Consider the following 20,466-nt stretch of genomic DNA (forward strand, 5'->3'; position numbering starts at 1 on the left):
CCTAGGTGCGAGGCGGGTCGGGGGTGTGCTCGGGGGCCGACTCCGGCACCCAGGCCGGCCGGCGCTTCTCGAGGAAGGCGGCAGCGCCCTCGGGGAGGTCGCTGCCGAGGAAGAAGGCCAGGTTGAGGAACTGGGCGGCGTCGAGCGCCTGCTGGTGGGGCATGTCGGCGAGCAGCGCGTAGGCGCGGCGACCGAGCCGCACCGCCTGCGGGCTCGTGCCGGCGAACATGCCCGCGTAGTCGTCGGCCGCGGCCCACAGGGCGTCGGTGTCGTCGCAGACCCGGGCGAGGAAGCCGGCCTTGTCGGCCTCGGCCACGTCGATGGGGCGACCGGTCAGCATCATGTCGAGCAGCAGCTTGCGGGGCAGCGCGCGCACGAGCGGCGCGACGATGATCATCGGGAACAGACCGATGCGCACCTCGGGCACCGCGAACGTGGCCCGACGGGTGGCGAGCACGATGTCGCACATCCCCGCCAGCCCCATGCCCCCGGCGTACGCCGGCCCGTCGACCAGCGCGACCAAGGGCTTCGGCGAGCGGGTGGCCAGCTGGTGCAGCTCGACGATCGCCTGCGGCCAGGCGTAGGCCTCCTCCGCGGGCAGCTGCGCGAGGTCCTTCATCTGGCGGAGGTCTCCCCCGGCCGAGTACGCCGGCCCGTTCGCCGCGATGGCCACCGACCGCACGGTGTCGTCGGCCAGCACCGCGCGCAGCTCGGCCAGCAGCGCCTCGGAGAGCTCGGCGTTGAGCGGGTTGCGCTCCGCGGGTCGGTTGAGCGTCAGGACCGCCATCGAGGCCCGGCGCGTGACCAGGACCGCGGGCTCGGTCACCGCTCGACCGCGGCGTTCACGTGGGGCGTGGCACCGGTGCCGTCGATCTCCATGCGCAGCAGCCAGGCGTACATGACCTTGCCGAGGTGGTCGGAGCGCAGCGAGAGCGTGCCGCCGCCGTCGAGCGCCCCGGTGAGCACGAAGTTGAGCGAGCGGATGCCGGGCATCTCGTAGCGGGTGACGGTGCCCTTCACGAGGTCGCCGAAGTGCGCGGTGACCCGCTCCTCGGTGACCTCGCGCAGCAGCACGTCGTACCCGGCGTCGGTCCACGCGACCAGGCCGACGTTGCAGGTGTCGCCCTTGTCGCCGGAGCGGCCGTGGGCGAGGTCGACGACGCGGACGGGTCGCGGTCCCGCGACCGGGGTCGCGCCGGACCCGGTGAGGGTGCTCGTCATCGCTCAGACCTCCAGCATCTCGACGGACTGCACGACGTGCTCGCGCGGGATGAGGCAGGGCCAGATCGCGTAGAGCTCCTTGAGCGGCGGCCGCGTGCCGACGCCGGCGACGCCGGCCGGCCCGTTGTTGTAGAGCGGGACGCTCTCGGTGAAGACCTTGCGGGCCTGCTCCGCGTCGGCGCAGCGGGCCGCGTAGCGCACGACGATCTCGGTGAGCTCCGGGTCGTCGGGCGGCGGGACGCGACCGCCCCACATCGAGTTGTGCCCGACGTACTCGACGAGGTCGTCCGAGTACTCGAACCCGGCCCGCGCGAGGCGGCTGCGGAGGAACGTCAGCCCGCGCTGCGACTTGGCGTACGCGTCGGGCCACGTGTAGGTGAACTGGGCCTCGCCGATGAAGCCGGCGCGGTAGCCCATGTTGACCTTGAGCGTGGCCGGCGCGGGCTTGCCGGTGCCGCCCGTGATGCGGACGCGGTCGGGCCCGATCTCCTCGAGCCGCACCTGGGTGAAGTCGGCGGTGACGTCGGCGGTGAGGTAGTTGGCGGGGTCGAGGATCTCGTAGACGAGCTGCTCGCTGACCGTGCCGATGTCGACGCGGCCACCGGTCCCCGGCGTCTTGGTCAGCACGGCGGTGCCGTCGTCGGCCACCTCCGCGATCGGGTAGCCGAGCGTCTCGAGGCCGTCGACGCCGGCCCAGTCGCCGGCGTACAGCCCGCCCGTCGCCTGGCCGCCGCACTCGATGGCGTGGGCGACGACCGTCGCCATGCCGAGGCGCTGCCAGTCGTCGGGGGCCCAGCCGAACTCGTGGATCAGCGGGCCGAGGTAGAGCGCGATGTCGGTGACCCGGCCGCAGACGACGATCTGGGCACCCTGGCCGAGGGCCTCGACGATGCCCTCGCAGCCGGTGTAGACGGCCGCGTGTGTGAGCCGCTCGCGCACCTCGGAGAGCTGCTGGCCCGTGTCGAGGTTGGAGAAGTCGACGCCCTCGTCGGCGAGGCCGTCGATGTCGGCCTCGATGTCGTCACCGGTCACGACGGCGATGCGCACGCCGCTGAGGCCCAGCTCCTTGCAGAGGGCGGCGATGGCCGCGCCGGCCGCGCGGGGGTTCGCCCCGCCGGAGTTCGTGACGACCTTGATGCCCTTCTCGACGATCGTCGGCAGCGCGCCGCGCAGCAGGTCGAGGATGTCGCGGGTGTAGCCCCGGTCCGCGCTCTTCGCCCGCTGCTTCGCGAGGATCGACATCGTCAGCTCGGCGAGGTGGTCGCAGCAGAGGTAGTCGATCTCCCCCCGCTCGACCATCTCGATCGCGGGCTTCACGCTGTCGCCCCAGAACGCCGTCCCGGCGCCGAGGCGGACGGTACGGGGCGCCGGGGCGGCGCTCACGCGAGACCCAGGATCCGCGCGAGGTTGCCGCCGAGGATGCCGGCCTCCTCCTCGGGCGTGAGCCCGAGCGCCCGGATGGCCGCGATCTCGGCGGCCGGGTCGGCCATCGGCCAGTCGGAGCCGTAGACGACGCGGTCGGCGCCGTGGCGGCGGATGAGGTCGACGACCCGCTGGGGCTCGAGCTCGGCCATGGTGGGCGGCCACGACGTCTCGAGCGTGACGCTGGAGCCGACGACGTGGCTCTCGGCCTCGCCGAGGCGGTGGTAGCCGCCGTAGTGGCACGCGATGAGCTTGAGGTCGGGCAGGGAGTCGGCGAGCTTGCGCAGCAGGGCCGGGGCGGCACGCGCCGCCGACTCCTCGTCGGCACCGGCTCCCACGTGGGTGACCACGGGCATGCCGGCGTCGGAGAGCGCGGCCAGGATGTCGTGCACCTTCGGGTCCGCCAGCGAGAGCGTCTGGAACAGCGGGTGCAGCTTGACGCCGACGATGCCGTTCTCCGTCAGGTATTTCATGTTGTCCTCGACGGAGAGCTCCGGGTGCACCGTGCCGAACGGCACGAGCCGGTCCCGCGGGACCGACCCGATGAACTCGTTGGTGCGGGCGACGACGGAGGCCTTGATGCCGACGCCGAGCGCGAGGCCCATGTCGATGCCCGACGCGTCCATCGTCTCCAGCAGGCCGGAGAGCTTGCCGTTGAACCGCAGCGGCATGCCCGCGGGCCGCTGCGACTGCATCGCGTCGGCGATGTGGTCGGGCCAGACGTGCAGGTGACAGTCGATGATCACGAGGGTTCCCTCTCCTGGCCGCCCGGGGCGTGCCGACTCAGTGCTTGGCGTCCCTGACGAGCTTCTTGGCGAGGGAGTCGAGGATGACCTCGGTGGAGCCCTCGTAGATGCGCATCGGACGGGCCTCGCGGTAGAAGCGCTCGATCTTGCTCCCCCGCACGAGACCGAAGCGACCCATGACCTGCACGCAGCGGTCGACGACCCGGCCGGCGGCCTCGGTGGCCCCGACCTTCGCGATCGACGAGAGGTGCAGGCCGGCCAGCGGGTCCTTCGCCGCCGCCGCGGCCGCGCGGTAGGTCATCGCCCGGGCCATCTCGATCTCCACCCAGCAGGTGGCGAGCGCGGCCGGGACGCCGCCGAGGCGGGCCAGCGGCATGCCGAACTGCTGCCGGTTCGAGGCGTGGGCGACGGCCTCCTCGAGAGCGGCCTCGGCCAGGCCCACGGAGGCGCCGGCGACCGAGACGCGGAACGTCGCGAGGGTCGAGAGCATCATCTTGAAGCCGTTGCCGGCGTCGCCCAGGCGGTGGTCGAGGGGGACGCAGACGTCCTCGAGGATCACGTCGCCGAGCACGTGCGGCGCCACGATCTGGTGCGGCATCGTCACGGTGACGCCCGGGAGGTGGGCCGGCACGAAGACGAGCGAGTAGCCGTCGTCCTCCTTCGCCAGGATCGCGAAGAACGAGGCGTCGGGCGCGTTCGTGATGAACGACTTGTGGCCGTTGAGCACGAGCTGGCCGTCGCGCTCCACGACCGTGGTCGTGATGGCGCGCAGGTCGGAGCCGACGTCGGGCTCGGTGAGGCCGATGGCCGCCACGGCCTCGAGGGTCGCGACCTTGGGCAGCCACTCCTTGCGCACGGCCTCGGAGCCCGCGGTCGAGACCGCGAACGAGCCGATGCCCTGCATGGCGAACATCGAGTCGAGGTGGGCGCTGACCTTCGCCAGCGCCTCACGCACGACCGTGACGGCGAGCGAGTCCACCTGCTCGAACCGGCCGCCGCACTCGGCCGCCACGACGACCTTCGCGAGGCCGGACGCGGCGAGCCGCTCCCGCACGTCGGGGTCGAACCGGTCGGCCTCGTCGGCGCGGTCGGCGACGTCCTCGCAGGAGAGCGCGAGCTTGCGCGCCTCCTCCTGCAGGTCGACGTACTTCTGCGGCAGCTCGAAGAGCGCTCCCGCGCCCTGGGCCTCGTCGCTCACGGCGCAATCGCCTCCGGGGGTCGCTGGTTGAAGTTCCGGCCGAACAGCTCGGAGGCGATCCTCACACGCTGGATCGCCGGCGTGCCGCCCGCGATCGCCCAGCCGTGCGAGTCGCGGTGGAGCCGCTCGATGCCGTACTCCTCGCTGTAGCCGTTGCCGCCGTGCAGCTGCATCGCCATGTCGGAGACCTGCTTGCCCATCTCGTTGGCGAAGCACTTCGCGACCGAGACCTCGAACGGCACGGGCAGGCCGTGGCCGCCGTTGACCGCGGCGCGGTAGATGAGGAGGCGTGCGGCCTCGACCTGGGTCGCCATCGACGCGATCATCATCTGGACGTTCTGGAACTCGACGAGGGGGCGACCGAACTGCTGACGCTCCTGCACGTAGGCCTTGCTGCGGTCGAGCGACGCCTGACCGATGGCGAGCGACATGGTCGCGTTGCCGAGGCGCTCGATCGAGAAGACGCCGAACAGCTTGTGGAAGCCACCGGCCTCCACGACCACGTTCGAGGCCGGCACGCGGACCTCGTCGAAGTAGATGTCGGCGCTCGGGATGCCGCGGAAGCCCATGAGGCGCTCCGGGGCGCCGAAGGAGACGCCCGGGGTGTCGGCCGGCACGATGACGGCGCCGATGCCCTTGGCGCCCTGGTCGTCGTTGAGCCGGCAGTAGACGAGGTAGTGGTCGGCGTGGCCGCCATTGGAGATCCAGCGCTTGTTGCCGGTGATGACGATCTCGTCGCCGTCGCGGCGTCCGCGCGTCTTCATGTCGGTGGCGGCGGAGCCGGCGTCCGGCTCGGAGATGCCGATCGCCATGGTGATCTCGCCGGTCGCGACCTTCGGCAGCACGTGCTGCTTCTGCTCCTCGGTGCCGAAGAACTCGATCACGCGCACGGGGCCGACGTTGGCCTCGAAGACCTGGAAGGCGGCGGGCCGGCACTGCTTGGCCAGCTCCTCCTGCACGATCAGCGCGTCGAGGAGGGTGCCGCCGTGGCCGCCGTACTCCTCGGGGATCGCGATGCCCAGGAACCCCAGGTCGGCGAGCCGCTTCACCTCGTCGTGCGGCAGGGGGGTCCGTTCACGGTCCCACTGCTCGGCGAGGGGTGCGTAGACCTCGCGCGCCACCTCGGCGGCGAGGTCGCGCAGCTGCAGCTGCTCGGGGGACATCTGAAAGCCCAGCACATCGGCCTCCCGGCCCGTCGGGGTGTCAGAACGACACCCGCAAGTGGATGATAACTATGATCACCATACTGATAGATTCCGGCCCGTCAACCCAGAACGACCTAATTGATGATCAGGAGTTTTCGTGTCTGAGACAACCGCTCCCCGCTTCGACCTGACCGGCCGGGTGGCCCTCGTGACCGGCGGCAGCCGCGGCCTCGGGCGCTCCATGGCGATCGGCCTCGCGCAGGCCGGCGCCGACGTGATCATCGCCAGCCGCAACGGCGAGGCGTGCGTCGAGTTCGCCGCCGAGCTGGCCGACCTCACCGGCCGCCGCACGCTGGGCGTCGGCGCGCACGTCGGCAGGTGGGGCGCCCTCGACGCGCTGGTCGAGACCGCGTACGACGAGTTCGGTCGCGTCGACGTGCTCGTCAACAACGCCGGGATGTCGCCGCTGTACGACTCGGTCACCGACGTCTCGGAGGAGCTGTTCGACAAGGTCCTCGGCGTCAACCTGAAGGGCCCGTTCCGCCTCACCGCACTCATCGGCTCGCGCATGGCGGAGGGCACGGGCGGCTCGATCATCAACATCACGAGCGCGGGCGCGGTGCACCCGAAGCCGCACATCCTCCCCTACGCCGCCGCGAAGGCCGGGCTCAACGCCCTCACCGTCGGGTTCGCCCACACCTTCGGCCCCTCGGTGCGCGTCAACGCGATCATGGCCGGTACCTTCCTCACCGACGTCAGCAAGTCGTGGGACGCCGACGCCTTCGCGCAGCGCGCCCAGGCCTTCGCCGCGAAGCGCGGAGGCGAGCCGGAGGAGATCGTCGGCGCGGCCCTCTACCTCGCGAGCGACCTCTCGTCGTACACGACCGGCTCGATCCTCACCGTCGACGGCGGACAGCCCTGAGGGGCCCGTCCGCTCCCCACCCCGTTGACAGCGGGGCCCTCGATCGTGACGATCATGCGCATGGACTCCGTCGCTCCTCCCGGCCGCCAGGCCCTCGCCCGATGGGCTCCTGAGCCCGTCGCCGCTCTCGCCGAGGTGGAGTCCGTCGCCGCCGCGAGCGTCGACGCCACGACGCTGGAGCTCGTACGGCGCCGCGTCGCCGCCCTGCTCGGCACGACCGTCCCGGCGACGGGGGACGCGGCCGCTCCCCTCTCCCCCGAGCGGGCCGCCGCCCTCGACGACTGGCGCGGCTCGCCGCTCCTCGACGACCGCGAGCAGGCGCTGCTGACGTTCGTCGAGCAGTTCGTCTTCTCGGTCTCGAGCATGGGCGACGAGGAGGTGGCGGCCCTCCTCGAGCACGCCACGGCCGAGCAGGTGCACGAGCTCGCGAACGTGACCTGGGCCGTCGACCTCACCACCCGGCTCGACCTCGTCGCCGCGGCGGTGCTGGCGTGAGCGGGCCGCGGATCCCGCTGCCGACGGACTCCTCGGTCCCGAAGTACGGCACCCCGATCGACCACGCGGTGGCCGCGTTCGCGGCGAGCGTGGTGCGCCAGCGCGCGCTCGACCCCGCCACCACGGAGCTCGTGCGGCTGCGCTGCGCCCGGGTGCACGACTGCCGCCTGTGCCGCTCGGTGCGCAACGTGGAGGCGACCGACGTCGACGAGGCCACCGCCGCGAAGATCGACCGCTACGAGACGAGCGACCTCGACGAGCGGGCCAAGGTGGCCCTGCGCCTCACCGACGCGATGATCCTCGACCCGTCGACGGCCGACGCCCGTCTGCGCGCCGACGCCCGGCGCCTGTTCTCCGAGGCCGAGATCGCCGAGCTGCTGCTCGACGTCGTGAAGTGGAGCCAGCAGAAGGCGTCGGTCGCCCTACGCATCGAGCCGGCTCCGCGCGACGGCCTCAGCGAGCTGCGCTTCGACGACCAGGGACGCGCGAGGGTGGGCGCCGCGCTGGCCTGAGCGCCGCCCCGGCGGTTCCGCGAGGTCGTCCGACGCCGACCCGGCGGTCCCGAGACGCCCGACCGTCAGCTGCGGTCGTGGCCCGCTCGCTCGACGACGTGGTACGCCGTGAGCGAGTCCGGCGCGAAGGGTGAGTCCGAGAGCAGCGCCACCAGCTCGGGCCGGGCGAACAGCTCGTCGCCCCACACCTCGTGGTCGAGGTAGACCTCGACGTACGCCAGCCGGGTCGAGTCCTCGACGACCCCGCCGGTCGGCCGCTGCCCCGGCTCGCGCAGCGGAGCGTTCTCCCGCTCGACGAGCACGCGGTTGAGCACGAGCCGGCGCGCGCCGTACTGCGTGGGCACCACCCGTCCGAGGAGCGCCAGCAGCTCGTCGAGCGCGGCCCACCCCTCGTCGACGCTCAGCCGGGCCGGCCGGTCGACCACCAGGACGTACTTGTCGCTCGAGAGCTGCCCGGTCGTGCCGTCGTGCAGGACGGTCTCCTCGACGTCGAAGCGGCGCAGGTCCCGCAGGAAGTTCTGGTGGTCGTGCGCCAGCATGCGCGCGACGGCAGGCGGGAACTCGGCGCCCGGGGCCCGGAACCGCATCGACGCGTAGCGCCAGAGGTCGGGCGCACGACGGAAGCCCCCGGCGATGTCCCACTGCCCCACGAGGAGGTTCGTGTGGTAGCCGACGAGGGCCGGGGCCTCCGCGAGCGCGCGGACCGCCCAGGGGCTGTGGACCTCCAGGTAGTGCCGCTCGCACTCCTCGCGCGGTCGCAGCGCGCTCGCCTGGAACTCGAGGATCCGCTTCGTGGTGGTCGTGTCGGGGGCGCTCATGTCGGCACCGTAATCTGCCAAACATTTGTTTGGATAGGGTCTTGTCGCGGCTCGGTGCGTGTGATCTGATACACACGAATTGATGCTCATCATTCGCCTCTAGCTGGACGGCGAGCGCCACCCGCCGCCATCCGCAGCCCGCACGGCCGGCCCCACCGGGCCCGCCCCCGAGCACCGACTCCACCACCGCCCGAGCACCCGTCACCGCACCGGCCCAAGCACGCCCCGCGACCGCGAAGGAACGACCCATGCCGACCTCCACCGTCGCCGCGCCCAGCACCGGTGCGCCCGCCGACGGCCGACCCGCCGAGATCGTGCTGGCCGCGGTCGGCGTGACGCTGCGCTACGGCAGCGTGACGGCCCTCGACGACGTGAGCTTCACCGTGCGCGCCGGGGAGGTGGTCGCGCTCGTCGGGCCCAACGGCGCCGGCAAGACGTCGCTGTTCAACTGCGTCAGCGCGTTCTCGCGCCCCGGCGCCGGCACGCTGACGTTCGGCGACCTCGACCTCACGCGGGCCACGAAGCACGCGGTGGCGCGGGCCGGCATCGGCCGCACCTTCCAGAACCTCTCCCTCTTCCCGGGCTCCACGGTGATGGAGAACGTGCTGGTCGGCCGCCACTCCCGCATGCGGGCGAGCCTGCCCGCCAACCTCGGGCTGTGGCGCCGCTCCCGGCGCGAGGACGTGGCGCACCGCGAGGCGGTCGCGGAGGTCCTCGACCTGCTCGGGCTCCTCGACCTGCGCGACACCGAGGTGGGCGGCCTGCCGTACGGCACCCGCAAGCGCGTCGAGCTCGCCCGCGCCCTCGCGCTGGAGCCGACGCTGCTCCTGCTCGACGAGCCCGTCGCCGGCATGAACCCGAGCGAGACCGCCGAGCTCACCGAGATCATCCGGACCGTCCGCGACCAGCGCGACCTCGCGGTGCTCGTCGTCGAGCACGACATGGCGATGGTGATGGAGGTGGCCGACCAGATCACGGTGCTCGACTTCGGGCAGGTCATCGCCCAGGGCACGCCCTCGGTCATCCGCAACGACGAGCGCGTGCGCGAGGCCTACCTCGGCAACTCGCTGGCGCGGGACGAGACCGACACCCCGCCCGACACCGGACCCGCACCCACGGCCGACGCCGCGGCCCGCCGTACCGAGGAGGCCTGACGTGCAGGACGTCATCCAGCTGACCGTCAGCGGGGTCGCCCTCGGGTCGACGTACGCCCTGATCGCGGTCGGGTTCGTGCTCATCTACAAGGCCACCGGGCAGCTCAACTTCGCCCAGGGCGACGTGATGGCGATGGGGGCCTTCCTCGTCTACTGGTTCGGCCCCGGCCGGTTCGGGCTCACGTTCGTGGTCGCGGTCCTCCTCGCCCTCGTCGGCACCTGCCTCTTCATGGTGCTCGTCGAGTTCGCGCTCGTGCGTCGCCTGGCCGTGCACTCCCACGAGGCGGTGCTCATCGGCACCCTGGGCCTCGGCATCCTCATCCGCGCGGCGCTGACGGCGGCGTTCGGCACCGACAAGCTCGGCATCGGCGACCCGTGGGGCAACTCGACGACCACCGTCGCGGGCGTCGCGATCCCGACGTCGAGCATCTGGGCGATCGCCGTCACCGGCATCATCATCGGCTCGCTCACCGTCTGGTTCCGCAGCAGCCGGGCCGGCATCTCGGTGACCGCGATGTCGCAGGACCCGGTCGCGGCCTCCGCGCTCGGCGTGAACACCCGCCGGATGACCATGCTGGTCTGGGCCCTCGCCGGGGCCCTCGCCGTGGTGGCGGGCGTCTTCCTCGCCGGCTACCCCCGCTCGATCGACCCCCACATGGGCCTGATCGCGCTCGCCGCCTTCCCCGGCGCCGTGCTCGGCGGCTTCGACTCCGTCAACGGCGCCGTCGTCGGCGCCGTGACGATCGGCGTCGTCCAGACCCTCGTCGCCGGCTACGAGGCGCCCTGGGCCGGGGTCGTCGGCCACAACTTTCACGTGATCGTGCCCTGGCTCGTCCTGGTCGCCGTCCTGCTCGTGCGCCCCCAGGGGCTGTTCGGAACGAAGAGAGTGATCCGTGCCTGAGACCGCCACGCTCCCCCGCCCCCCGGCCGCCGGCGACGAGCGGCCCCCGCTGCTCGACCCCCGCGAGACCCGGCGCGACGTCCGCCTGCTCGGCACCCGCGAGACGCGGCTCGCCGCCCTCGTCGTGGTGGTCGTCGCCGTCGGCGCGCTCGCCTCGGCGAACGACCGGATCCTCTCGATCGCGAACTTCGGCCTCATCGCCGCGGTCGCCGCCATCGGCCTCAACCTGGCGATGGGGTCGGCCGGCATCATGTCGCTCGGCCACGCCGTCTTCGTCGGCTTCGGCGCCTTCACCGCCGCGGTGCTGGCCGACCACGGCGTGCCGTTCTTCCTCGGCGCCCTGGCGGCGATGGTCGTCGCGTCGCTGGCCAGCCTGACGATCGGGCCGCTCGCCCTGCGGCTGTCGGGCCTCTACCTCGCCGTCGGCACCATCGGCATCGCGTACGTCGGGGAGCACCTCTTCGTGAACCTGCGCAGCCTCACCGGGGGCGGCGCCGGTCGGATCGTGGAGTCGCCCACCGTGCTGGGCGTCGACATGTCGCAGTCCTCGGCGGTGGCCGGCCGGCTCGTCACGAGCGACATGAAGTGGTTCGTGCTGCTCCTGCTCGTCACGACGCTCGTCGGCGTGATGGTGGCGTCGCTGCAGCGGCTCCGGTGGGGCCGGGCGCTCGGCGCGATCCGCGACAACGAGACCTCCGCCGCCGCCGCGGGCATCGCCGTCACCCGCGCCCGCGTCGCCGCCTTCTCCCTCTCGGCCGCGCTCGGCGGCCTCTCCGGCGCCCTGCTGGCCGGCTACCTGCGCTTCCTCAACCCCGAGTCGTTCGGGCTCGAGCAGTCGATCCAGTACCTCGCGATGATCATCATCGGCGGCCTCGGCTCGGTGAGCGGCGCCGTGATCGGCGCCCTCCTCATCACCGCACTGCCGACGCTCCTGGGCGAGGTGAGCACGGCCCTGGGCCTCGTCGAGGAGGCCAGCGGCACGAGCAGCAACTTCAACACCGGCACGCTCGCGCTCATCGCCTACGGGCTCGTCATCGTCGTCGTGATGGTCACCGCGCCGCGCGGCATCGCCGGCGGCTTCCGCCAGATCGGGCGGCGGCTCCGCACCCGCCGCACACCCCCCGCCACGACCCCGTCGTGAGCCCCCGCTCCTCCCGCACGTCCGTCCGCACCAGCCGCTCAGCAACGCACACCGAAGGGAACACGGGTATGCGACACACACGCCGCCCCCTCATCGCCGGGCTCATCGCCCTCGGCCTCGCCACGTCGGCGGCCTGCGCCGCCGCTCCCGGTGACGGCTCCGACGGCGGTCTCGCGACCGGCAACGGAGTCACCGACGACACCATCACGGTGCTGTCCCTGACCGACCTCTCGGGTCCGGCCGCCTCGGGCGGCAAGCCCGCGCAGGCCGGGCTGGAGGCGTACGTCGAGTACCTCAACAGCAACGGCGGCATCGACGGGCGCGAGATCGAGCTCATCACCTCCGACCACCAGTACAACCCGCAGATGGCGGTGCAGCAGTACCGCGCGGCGAAGAACGACATCGCCGCCCTCGTCACCTACGGCACGCCGACCACCGACGCGATCCGGCCCTTCACCGCCGACGACCAGGTGCTGTCGCTGGGCTTCAAGGGCCCCTACCAGGAGGACAACACCTTCTCGCAGGGCACCGCGTTCGAGGTCGACACCGCGAACCTGCTCACCCACGTGCTCGAGGAGGACCCGGAGGCCAAGGTCGGCGTCATCTACCAGGCCGACGCGATGGGCGACGCGATCCTCCGCGGCGTCGAGGCGGTCAGCGAGGTGACGGGCATGGAGGTCGTCGCCGAGGCCAGCGCCGACGCGACCGCCGGCGACCTCACCGCGCAGGTCACCGCCATGCGTCGGGCCGGCGCCGACACCGTGCTCCTCGGCATCGGGCCGGGCGGGACCATCGCGGCCGTGGGCGCGGCGTCGTCGCTGGGGTACGACGCGCAGCTGCTCTCGCCGGGCACGGCCTACAACCGGGCCCTCCTCGACCTCCCGGTCGGCCCGGCCATGGAGGAGAACATGATCGTCAGCTGCTCCTACCCGCTGTGGGACGCGGAGAGCGAGGGCAACACCACCTTCCACGAGGCGCTCGGCGACGACGTCGAGCCGCAGGGCACGATCGTGCTGGGCTGGATGGCGGGCATGATCCTCGAGGGCGTCATCCGCCAGGCCATCGAGGACGGCGACGTCACCCCGGCCGGCATCGTCGCGGCCGCACAGCACACCACCGTCAGCACCGACGGCCTCACGCCCGACATCACCTACGGCGAGGGCATCAACGAGCGCACCCCGTTCCGCGAGAGCCAGCTCTGCAGCGTGAACCGCGACGAGGACGACGGCGTCACGCAGCTCGTCGACTGGTTCGAGAGCGAGGCGGCGGGCGCGGTCGAGCTCCAGTAGCCGACCGCCGCACCGCCACCCACCCCGCCGTCCGCCACCCGGTTCGACCCCTCGGCCCGAGAGGAACGCCATGCTCGAGATCACCGACCTCACGGTCACCTACCCCGGTGGCGCCGAGGCGTTGCACGGGGTCAGCCTCTCGGTGCCGGAGGGCAGGATCACCACGGTCCTCGGCGGCAACGGGGCGGGCAAGACCAGCCTGCTCCGTGCCGTCGGGGGCCTGCTCCCGGCGTACCGCGCCTCGGTGCGCTCCGGCTCCATCACCCTCGACGGCGAGGCGATCACCTCGTTGCCGCCGTGGAGGCTCGTACGGCGCGGGCTCGCCCAGGTACTCGAGGGCCGGCACATCTTCACCGACCTCACCGTCCACGACAACCTCGTCGTCGGCGGGCAGGGCATGCCCCGCACCGAGCTCGCCGAGGCGGTCGAGCGGACGTACGAGCAGTTCCCCGTCCTGCGGGAGAAGGCGTCGACCAGCGCCGGCTACCTCTCCGGCGGGGAGCAGCAGATGCTCGCCATCGGCCGGGCCACGCTGAAGCTGCCCCGCCTGCTGCTGCTGGACGAGCCCAGCCTCGGGCTCTCGCCGCTCATGATGGAGCGGATCGCCGTGGCCGTCGCCGACATCGCCGCCCGGGGCGTCACCGTGCTGCTCGTCGAGCAGAACGCCCGGTTGGCGCTGAGCATCAGCGAGCAGGCGGTCGTCATCGCGAACGGCAACGTCGTGATGAGCTGCCCGGCCGCCGACCTGCTCGACGACGACACGCTGTCCGCGGCCTACCTCGGCGGGGGCATCGCCACGGGGTGAGCGCCGGCCGGCAGCACTGCACCGCCCGGCAGCGCCGAGCCGGCGCGTCTGCAATGCCCAGCAGTGCCGAACCGGTGTGTCTGCGACGTCACGCGCGGTCGTGGAGGGTGACGAGGTAGCCGTCGGGGTCGACGAACGTGAAGGTCCAGCCGAACGGTCCCTCGACGGGGTCGACCGCGATCGTGACGCCGGCGGCGACCAGGGCGTCGTGGACCGACTCCGCCTCGGGAGCGTGCATCCAGATCCCGACCCCGCGACCGAGCGGCCCCGCGTCGAGGTCGACGCCCGGCATCGCCGAACGCACGGCGAACGCGGCGGGAGCGGTGTCGAAGACGACGGCGTGCGGCGGGCCCGCCTGCCGACGGAGCCCGAGGTGGGTCTCGTAGAACTCCGCCGAACGGTCCAGGTCGCGCACCTGCAGGGAGATGAAGCCGGGTCCGGAGACAGTCATGTCGTCCTCCTGTTGATGTCAGTTATCTGACATTGACGGTATGTCAGGATGCTGACATGAGTCAAGAGCGTCCGACGATCGAGCTGGCCACGTCCCCGGGCTACCTCCTCAAGGTGGCGTCGACCGCACTGAGGACTGCGATGGAGGAGGTCCTGCGCCCCCTGGGCATGACCATCACGCACTACTCCTGCCTCGAGCTGCTGGCCCAGCGGCCGGGGCTCTCCAACTCGGAGCTCGCGCGTGGCACGTTCGTCACGCGGCAGTCGATGAACGTGCTGCTCCAGTCCCTGCAGCGCGACGGCCTCGTGACCCGACCGGAGCAGCCCGCCAGCGGCCGGGCGCTCCCCACCGAGCTGACCGCCGCCGGGCGACGTCAGCTCGCGGGCGCCAGCGCCGCCGTACGCGGCGTGGAGGACCGGATGCTCGCCGACATGGACGCCGCCGACCGCCGACGGCTCACCGGATTGCTGGAACGGTGCGTGGTCGCGCTGCGTCAGGAGTGACGGCCCGCGCGCCGTACGCGGTTGCGGTCTCAGCGACAGGGCGGACGGGGCGCTGAGACCGCAACCTGGACGCCGTACGCGGTTGCGGTCTCAGCGACAGGGCGGACGGGGCGCTGACACCGCGACCCGTCGCACGGGTTGAGCCCGTGCGATGACGTCCTCACCTCGCCGGGAGGGTGCGGCCCCCGGTCGCGACACGCCTGCCCACTGGACCGCTGTCGATCCGCGTTCCTGCTCGTACGGCGCGGGCGGTCCGCGTTCCTCGGCGCGCGACGCGCTCCACTCCCACACGCGCCGGAGCTGCCGACTGGGCCCTCCCCCACGTCGCAGGACTGCCGACTCGGCACCCCCGCACGTCGCAGAGCTGCCGGCCCGACCCTCAGCGCACGAACGTGACGACCTCGTCGACGTCGGCGCGGGTCGTGCGGAACGCGTTCGCGGGGTGGTCGGGGTCGGCGAGGCCGAGCGCGACCGCGCAGACCACGAGGCGGTCCTCCGGCAGCGCCAGGTGCTCCCGCACGGCGTCGGAGGCCATGGCGATCGCCGCCTGCGGCACCGCGGCCACGCCGGCGGCCTGGGCGGCGAGCAGCAGCGTCGCGACGTACCCGCCGCAGTCGATCGCGCCGTACGTGCCCTGCTCGCGGTCGGTGGTCACGATCGCGACGTGCGGGGCGCCGAAGAAGCGGTAGTTCAGCATCGCCTGGGCACCACGGGCCTCCCGGTCGCCGCGCTCGATGCCGAGGCTCGCGTAGAGCGCGAACCCGCTCTCCTTGCGGCGGGCGTCGTACACACCGCTGTAGCCGGCCGGGAGCGGCAGGTCCGCGACGGGAGGACGGGTCGGCACGTGGGCGGTGAGCCGGTCCGCGAGCGCGGTGGTCGCCTCCCCGCTGAGCAGGTGGACGCCCCACGGCTGGGTGTTGCACCAGGACGCGGTCCGCTGGGCGAGGGCCAGCACGTGGCGCAGCGTCACCTCCGGCACCTCGCCGGGCAGGAAGGCGCGGCAGCTGTACCGCTCGTCGAGCAGCCGGGCGAGGCCCGCGGTGACGTCGGTGGTCATGGCGGCGCTCATCGCACGAGCTCCTCGGCCCGGCCTGCGAGCGGGCCGGCGATGAGCGGCAGGACGACCTCGGTGTCGTACCAGGTCGAGACCCGGTGGACGAGGCCGTCGCGCAGCCCGATGACGTCCATGGCGGGGAAGGTGACGGGCGTCCCGTCGTGGCGGCGGCCGGTGAAGGTGATCTCGACGGCCGCCTCGTCGCCGTCCACGAGGATGCGGGTCGGGGCGTCCTCGTGCTCGGCCCACTGGGCGACGATCGCCTGGTAGAGCCGGGTGACGCGCTCGACCCCGTGGGCCTCGAGCAGCTCGCCCTGCCGGATCGAGACCTCGGGGTGCAGCACCGCGCGGAAGGCGTCCCAGTCCCGGGCGTTCACGGCGGCGAAGTAGCGTCGTACGACAGCGGCGGCCCCGTCGGCCCCGCCCTCGTCGGTCACGGTGACGGACGCCGACGCGACCTCCGTGCGCAGGCTGCGGCGCAGGACCTTGCCGTTCGCGCTGCGCGGCAGCGCCTGCGTGCGCACCTCGATGACCGACGGGATCTTGTAGCCGGCGAGGCGCAGCCGCAGCGCGGTCGCGACCGCCTCGGGCGTCAGCCCGGGGTCGTCGGTGACGACGAACGCGTACGGCGTCTCGCCCCACCGCTCGTGGGGGGCGCCGACGACGGCGCACTCGACCACGCCGCTCACCATCTCGAGCGCCCGCTCGATCTCGGCCGGCACGACGTTGATGCCGCCCGTGATGATCATGTCCTTGAGCCGGTCGACGATCGCGAGGTAGCCCTCGTCGTCCATGGTGGCCACGTCCCCCGTGCGCAGCCACCCGTCCGTCAGCGACGCGGGGTCGGGCGCGCCGTCGCGCCAGTAGCCCGACATCACCGCCGGCCCGCGCAGCCACAGCTCGCCCGGCTCGCCGGTCGGGCACTCGGTGCCGTCCGGCGCGACCACGCGCGCCTCGGTCATCATCATCGGCCGCCCGACCGACCCGGGCTTGCGCTCGATGTCCTCCGGTCGCAGGGCCGTCGCGACGCCGGAGGACTCGGTGAGCCCGTAGCCCTGCGAGAGCCGGATGCCGCGCGAGCGCAGCACCGCCATCAGCTCGGGCGTCACCATCGCCCCGCCCGCGGAGACCGTGTCGAGCGACGAGACGTCGGTGCGCTCGATGTCGGGGTGCAGGGCGATCGCCTGCCACACCGCCGGCACCGCCATGAACACGGTGATCCGGTCCTCCGCGAAGCGGCGCAGCGCGCGGCCCGGGTCGAAGGCGGCGTCGGTGACGGTGAGGCCGCCGGCGACGGTCGTCGCCAGCCACGAGGCGAGCAGTCCCGCGGAGAACGCCAGCGGGTAGGGCACGTAGGTGACGGTGCCGCGCGACCAGCCGTCGTTGACGACCCGGTCGTGCGCCATGGCGAAGATGCTGCGGTGGCTGATGGCCGCGCCGCGGGGGCGCCCCGTCGTGCCCGAGGAGTAGAGGATCGCCGCCACGTCGTCGAGCTCGCGGGTGACGCGCAGCCGCGGCCCCTCCCCCGACCAGTCGGCCGGGACCGGGTGGCGCAGCACGACGGGCAGGCGCTCGGCCACGACGGCGGCCGCGTCGGCGTACGCGTCGTCGTGCAGCAGCACGCGCGCCCCGGCGTCGGCCAGCTGGTCGGCCATCTCGAGCGGGTGGAGGCGGTGGTTGAGGGGCACCACGACGCCGCCGGCGCCGAACGCCGCCAGCACGGCCACGCAGAACTGCCGAGAGTTGGCCATCACGACGCCGACCCGGTCGCCGGGTGCGACACCGAGGCCGACGAGGCGGGCGGCCTCCAGCTCGGTCGCCTCCAGCAGCTGCGCCCACGTCAGGTCGCCGTGGTCGTCGCGCACCGCGGGCCGCTCCGGCCCGACCCGCGCCCAGTGCGTCACTGCCCTGAGGATGTCCATCCCGCCCACCGCCGTCTCACGTCGCTGCCGTCCTGACGCGTCGACTGTACACAACCAAACGGATGGTTGCCTATGTCGAGAATCCCTGATCATAATGAGCCGGAACCCCGCGTCGACAGAGAGTGGTGCACCCCGTGAGCAGCGACCTCAGGCTCGGAATCGGCCTCGGCTACTGGCAGGCCTCGCCCGCCGACGACACCGCGACCGTGCAGACCGCCGAGGCGCTGGGGTACGACGCGGTCTGGATCGGCGAGGCCTACGGGTCCGACGCGTTCACCCCGCTGACCTGGTACGCCGCGCGCACCTCCCGCATCGGCCTCGGCACGTCGATCATCCAGATCGACGCCCGCACGCCGGCCAACGCCGCGATGACCGCCATGACCCTCGACGCGCTCAGCGGCGGCCGCCTGCGCCTGGGGCTCGGCGTCTCGGGTCCGCAGATCGTCGAGGGCTGGTACGGCCGCCCCTTCCCCAAGCCGCTGGCCCGCACCCGCGAGTACGTCGAGGTGCTGCGCGCCGTCTGGGCCCGCGAGGAGCCGCTGCGCCACGAGGGCGAGTTCTACCCGCTGCCCCACCCCGGCGGCACCGGCCTCGGCAAGCCCCTGCGCCTCATCACGGAGCCGCTGCGTCCCGACATCCCGATCTACCTCGGCGCCCAGGGCCCGAAGAACGTCGACCTCGCCCTCGAGGTGGGCGACGGCTGGCTGCCGGCCTTCGTGCACATCGACAGCTTCGAGAAGATGTACGGCGACGTGGCCGCCCGTGCGCGTCCGGGCTTCGACATCACCGCCACCGTCAACACCTTCGTCGACGACGACCTCCCGGCCGCCTTCCGCCGGGCGAAGAGGCCGCTGGCCTGGTACGTCGGCGGCATGGGCGCCAAGGGCGCCAACTTCCACTTCGACGCGATCACGCGGGCCGGGTACGGCGACGTGGCCCAGGACGTGCAGGACCTCTTCCTCGCCGGCCGCCGCGAGGAGGCCGTCGACGCCATCCCCGACGAGCTCGTCGACGGCACCTCGCTGATCGGTCCGCCCGGCCGGATCCGGGAGCGTCTCCAGCTGTGGCGCGACTCCCCCGTCAGCTCGGTGATCCTCATGGAGCTGCGCGACGAGGACGCGCTGCGGGCCCTGGCGGCGGAGGTCGGGCTGTGAGCCCCGACCGCACGGGCACCGACCCCACGGGCACCGACGCCGGCACGGGCACCGCGGCCGGTGCCGTGCGGGACCGTCCGACCGCTCGCGACCTGGCGTACCGCCCCGGGGTCGCCACCTGGATCACCCGGCACGCCGACCGGTTGCCGACGAAGCCGGCGCTCGTGCTCGACGGGGTCACCCTCACCTACCGCGACCTCGAGACCCGCACCTGGCAGGTGGCGCGCACCCTGCGCGCCCTCGGCGTCCGGGTCGGCGACCGGGTCGGCCTGCTGCACGACAACCACGCCGAGTTCCTGCCGGTCACGCTGGCGATCCTCCGGCTGGGCGCCATCTACGTGCCGCTCAACGCCCGCCTCGCCGACGACGAGATCGCCGCGCTCGTCGCCGACAGCCGCCCGTCGGTCCTCGTCACGCAGGAGGCGAGGCTCCCGCGGGCGACCGCACTGGCCGACGGCCGGGCGGACCTCGTCGTCCGCACCACCGACGGCCCGGACTGGCCCGGCGTCGACGCACCCGCCGACCCGTTCGACGTGGGCGCCTTCGACGAGGACTCCCCCGCCGGGCTCTTCTACACCTCCGGCACCACGGGCCTGCCGAAGGGCGCGATCATCACCCACCGCAACATCGCCTCGGTGGCGACGTCGCTCGCGGTCGACCTGGGGTTCGACCGCGACGACCGTCCCCTGGTCTCGCTGCCGATCAGCGTGTCGGGCGCGATGCTCGCCGGAGTGCTGCCGTTCCTCCACCTGGGCTGCAGCATCCGGCTGCTCGAGGTGGCGACGCCCGAGCTCATCGCCGCGGCGATCCGCGACTACCGGCCGTCGTACATGGCAAGCGTGCCGACCGTCTTCAAGGCGCTGCTCGACCACCCCTCGTTCGACGACCTCGACCTCAGCTGCTTCCAGCGGGTGCTGTCGGCGGCGGCGTCGATGCCGGTGAGCCTCATCGAGCGGTTCCGCGAGCGCGGCCTCGAGGTCTTCGTGCAGGGCTACGGCCTCACGGAGTCGTGCGGCTTCTCCACGTGCCTCATGCCCGAGGACGCCCTGCGCAAGGTCGGCTCCATCGGCCGACCCCTGATGTACAGCGACGTGCGGGTGCTCGTCGGCGACCGCGAGGCCGAGCCCGGCGAGATCGGGGAGCTGTGCGTCTCGGGCCCGTCGATCATGGCGGGCTACTGGGAGCGTCCCGACGAGCGGCCGATCGTCGACGGCTGGCTGCGCACCGGCGACCTGGGGCACGCCGACGCCGAGGGCTACCTCTACGTCACCGGCCGGCTCAAGGACATGGTGATCACGGGCGGCTACAACGTCTATCCCGCCGAGGTCGAGAACGTCGTCTACCAGCTGCCGGGGGTCGCCGAGGCCGCCGTCATCGGGGTGCCCGACGAGCGGTGGGGCGAGCGCGTCGTCGCCGTCGTCCGCGCCCGGCCCGACGCCGCACCCGACGCGGTCACCGCCGCGACCGTCGGCGCGCTCTGCGCCCGCCACCTCGCCGACTACAAGCGGCCCAAGGAGGTGCTCGTCGTGACCACCCCGCTGCCGGTGAACCCGACGGGCAAGATCGTCAAGGCACGCCTGCGGACGGCGTACGCCGAGGGCTCGCTGGCCTGA

Annotated in this window: 21 protein-coding genes; 11 read left to right on the forward strand and 10 right to left on the reverse strand. The window is 72.8% G+C overall.

The window, feature by feature from the left end; all coding sequences use genetic code 11:
- Position 1 precedes the first annotated feature (1 nt).
- Genes K329_RS0106035 through K329_RS0106060 form a run of 6 tightly spaced genes read right to left on the reverse strand, consistent with a single transcriptional unit; the run spans position 2 to position 5,750 of the window.
- Positions 2-826: an enoyl-CoA hydratase-related protein gene (locus tag K329_RS0106035; RefSeq protein ID WP_052336405.1), complete on the reverse strand. Its 825-nt coding sequence runs from the start codon at positions 824-826 to the stop codon at positions 2-4.
- Complete coding sequence (locus K329_RS24975; RefSeq protein WP_052336406.1) at positions 823-1,221, reverse strand: AtuA-related protein; 399 nt, start codon at positions 1,219-1,221, stop codon at positions 823-825. Before K329_RS24975 ends, K329_RS0106035 begins: the two co-directional genes overlap by 4 nt.
- Positions 1,222-1,224: 3 nt before the next feature.
- Positions 1,225-2,604 carry an acyclic terpene utilization AtuA family protein gene (locus tag K329_RS0106045; protein ID WP_028472341.1) on the reverse strand — a complete coding sequence of 460 codons (1,380 nt, stop codon included), beginning with the start codon at positions 2,602-2,604 and terminating at the stop codon, positions 1,225-1,227.
- Complete coding sequence (locus tag K329_RS0106050) at positions 2,601-3,389, reverse strand: amidohydrolase family protein (RefSeq protein ID WP_028472342.1); 789 nt, start codon at positions 3,387-3,389, stop codon at positions 2,601-2,603. The genes K329_RS0106045 and K329_RS0106050 overlap by 4 nt, the downstream gene beginning before the upstream one ends.
- Positions 3,390-3,426: 37 nt before the next feature.
- Entirely contained in the window at positions 3,427-4,587 is a 1,161-nt protein-coding gene (locus K329_RS0106055; protein ID WP_084541007.1) for an acyl-CoA dehydrogenase family protein, read from the reverse strand.
- Positions 4,584-5,750, reverse strand: a complete 1,167-nt coding sequence (locus K329_RS0106060; protein WP_052336407.1) for an acyl-CoA dehydrogenase family protein — start codon at positions 5,748-5,750, stop codon at positions 4,584-4,586. The genes K329_RS0106055 and K329_RS0106060 overlap by 4 nt, the downstream gene beginning before the upstream one ends.
- A 139-nt stretch (positions 5,751-5,889) precedes the next feature.
- On the opposite strand from K329_RS0106060, the gene K329_RS0106065 reads away from it, so the two are divergent.
- The 3 genes from K329_RS0106065 to K329_RS24980 are packed head-to-tail and all read left to right on the forward strand — an operon-like array spanning position 5,890 to position 7,661.
- Positions 5,890-6,654 carry an SDR family NAD(P)-dependent oxidoreductase gene (locus K329_RS0106065; protein ID WP_028472345.1) on the forward strand — a complete coding sequence of 255 codons (765 nt, stop codon included), beginning with the start codon at positions 5,890-5,892 and terminating at the stop codon, positions 6,652-6,654.
- Between the two features lie 60 nt (positions 6,655-6,714).
- The gene (locus K329_RS0106070) at positions 6,715-7,149 is read left to right on the forward strand and encodes a carboxymuconolactone decarboxylase family protein (RefSeq protein ID WP_028472346.1); all 435 of its coding nucleotides are present in this window, start codon (positions 6,715-6,717) and stop codon (positions 7,147-7,149) included.
- Positions 7,146-7,661, forward strand: coding sequence for a carboxymuconolactone decarboxylase family protein (locus K329_RS24980; protein ID WP_052336408.1), 516 nt, complete (start codon positions 7,146-7,148; stop codon positions 7,659-7,661). Before K329_RS0106070 ends, K329_RS24980 begins: the two co-directional genes overlap by 4 nt.
- A gap of 65 nt (positions 7,662-7,726) precedes the next feature.
- Here the strand turns inward: K329_RS24980 and K329_RS0106080 are convergent, their stop codons facing one another.
- A complete protein-coding gene (locus K329_RS0106080; RefSeq protein ID WP_028472347.1) occupies positions 7,727-8,479 on the reverse strand; it encodes a hypothetical protein in 753 nt (250 codons plus the stop codon).
- A gap of 248 nt (positions 8,480-8,727) precedes the next feature.
- Between K329_RS0106080 and K329_RS24985 the strand changes: the two genes are divergently transcribed.
- The 5 genes from K329_RS24985 to K329_RS0106105 all read left to right on the forward strand — a co-directional run bounded on the left by K329_RS24985 (position 8,728) and on the right by K329_RS0106105 (position 13,769).
- The gene (locus K329_RS24985) at positions 8,728-9,633 is read left to right on the forward strand and encodes an ABC transporter ATP-binding protein (protein ID WP_084541008.1); all 906 of its coding nucleotides are present in this window, start codon (positions 8,728-8,730) and stop codon (positions 9,631-9,633) included.
- Between the two features lies 1 nt (position 9,634).
- Positions 9,635-10,534, forward strand: coding sequence for a branched-chain amino acid ABC transporter permease (locus K329_RS0106090; protein ID WP_028472348.1), 900 nt, complete (start codon positions 9,635-9,637; stop codon positions 10,532-10,534).
- Complete coding sequence (locus tag K329_RS24990) at positions 10,527-11,675, forward strand: branched-chain amino acid ABC transporter permease (protein ID WP_052336409.1); 1,149 nt, start codon at positions 10,527-10,529, stop codon at positions 11,673-11,675. Before K329_RS0106090 ends, K329_RS24990 begins: the two co-directional genes overlap by 8 nt.
- 68 nt (positions 11,676-11,743) lie before the next feature.
- Positions 11,744-12,964, forward strand: coding sequence for an ABC transporter substrate-binding protein (locus tag K329_RS0106100; protein WP_028472349.1), 1,221 nt, complete (start codon positions 11,744-11,746; stop codon positions 12,962-12,964).
- 70 nt (positions 12,965-13,034) lie between these two features.
- Positions 13,035-13,769 carry an ABC transporter ATP-binding protein gene (locus tag K329_RS0106105; RefSeq protein ID WP_028472350.1) on the forward strand — a complete coding sequence of 245 codons (735 nt, stop codon included), beginning with the start codon at positions 13,035-13,037 and terminating at the stop codon, positions 13,767-13,769.
- An 88-nt stretch (positions 13,770-13,857) separates the two neighbouring features.
- Here the strand turns inward: K329_RS0106105 and K329_RS0106110 are convergent, their stop codons facing one another.
- Positions 13,858-14,220: a VOC family protein gene (locus K329_RS0106110; RefSeq protein WP_028472351.1), complete on the reverse strand. Its 363-nt coding sequence runs from the start codon at positions 14,218-14,220 to the stop codon at positions 13,858-13,860.
- A gap of 56 nt (positions 14,221-14,276) precedes the next feature.
- Here K329_RS0106110 and K329_RS0106115 point away from each other — a divergent pair, with 56 nt between their 5' ends.
- Entirely contained in the window at positions 14,277-14,723 is a 447-nt protein-coding gene (locus K329_RS0106115) for a MarR family winged helix-turn-helix transcriptional regulator (protein WP_028472352.1), read from the forward strand.
- A 379-nt stretch (positions 14,724-15,102) separates the two neighbouring features.
- On the opposite strand, the gene K329_RS0106120 is transcribed toward K329_RS0106115, so the two are convergent.
- Together K329_RS0106120 and K329_RS24995 are read right to left on the reverse strand one after the other, a co-directional pair.
- Positions 15,103-15,792, reverse strand: coding sequence for a nitroreductase (locus tag K329_RS0106120; protein WP_245596446.1), 690 nt, complete (start codon positions 15,790-15,792; stop codon positions 15,103-15,105).
- A complete protein-coding gene (locus tag K329_RS24995; RefSeq protein WP_052336410.1) occupies positions 15,789-17,681 on the reverse strand; it encodes an AMP-binding protein in 1,893 nt (630 codons plus the stop codon). The genes K329_RS0106120 and K329_RS24995 overlap by 4 nt, the downstream gene beginning before the upstream one ends.
- Positions 17,682-17,833: 152 nt before the next feature.
- On the opposite strand from K329_RS24995, the gene K329_RS0106130 reads away from it, so the two are divergent.
- Together K329_RS0106130 and K329_RS0106135 are read left to right on the forward strand one after the other, a co-directional pair.
- Positions 17,834-18,853: an LLM class F420-dependent oxidoreductase gene (locus K329_RS0106130; RefSeq protein WP_028472354.1), complete on the forward strand. Its 1,020-nt coding sequence runs from the start codon at positions 17,834-17,836 to the stop codon at positions 18,851-18,853.
- A complete protein-coding gene (locus tag K329_RS0106135) occupies positions 18,850-20,466 on the forward strand; it encodes a class I adenylate-forming enzyme family protein (RefSeq protein WP_052336411.1) in 1,617 nt (538 codons plus the stop codon). Before K329_RS0106130 ends, K329_RS0106135 begins: the two co-directional genes overlap by 4 nt.

It is taken from the genome of Nocardioides alkalitolerans DSM 16699 (assembly GCF_000426525.1).
GTDB classification, from domain to species: domain Bacteria; phylum Actinomycetota; class Actinomycetes; order Propionibacteriales; family Nocardioidaceae; genus Nocardioides; species Nocardioides alkalitolerans.

Coding starts and splice junctions, on each gene's coding strand:
- K329_RS0106105 (WP_028472350.1), top strand. CDS start 13,035: ATGCTCGAGATCACCGACCTCACGGTCACCTACCCCGGTGGCGCCGAG.
- K329_RS0106120 (WP_245596446.1), bottom strand. CDS start 15,792: ATGAGCGCCGCCATGACCACCGACGTCACCGCGGGCCTCGCCCGGCTG.
- K329_RS0106070 (WP_028472346.1), top strand. CDS start 6,715: ATGGACTCCGTCGCTCCTCCCGGCCGCCAGGCCCTCGCCCGATGGGCT.
- K329_RS24975 (WP_052336406.1), bottom strand. CDS start 1,221: ATGACGAGCACCCTCACCGGGTCCGGCGCGACCCCGGTCGCGGGACCG.
- K329_RS0106115 (WP_028472352.1), top strand. CDS start 14,277: ATGAGTCAAGAGCGTCCGACGATCGAGCTGGCCACGTCCCCGGGCTAC.
- K329_RS0106110 (WP_028472351.1), bottom strand. CDS start 14,220: ATGACTGTCTCCGGACCCGGCTTCATCTCCCTGCAGGTGCGCGACCTG.
- K329_RS0106060 (WP_052336407.1), bottom strand. CDS start 5,750: ATGTCCCCCGAGCAGCTGCAGCTGCGCGACCTCGCCGCCGAGGTGGCG.
- K329_RS24985 (WP_084541008.1), top strand. CDS start 8,728: ATGCCGACCTCCACCGTCGCCGCGCCCAGCACCGGTGCGCCCGCCGAC.
- K329_RS0106100 (WP_028472349.1), top strand. CDS start 11,744: ATGCGACACACACGCCGCCCCCTCATCGCCGGGCTCATCGCCCTCGGC.
- K329_RS0106080 (WP_028472347.1), bottom strand. CDS start 8,479: ATGAGCGCCCCCGACACGACCACCACGAAGCGGATCCTCGAGTTCCAG.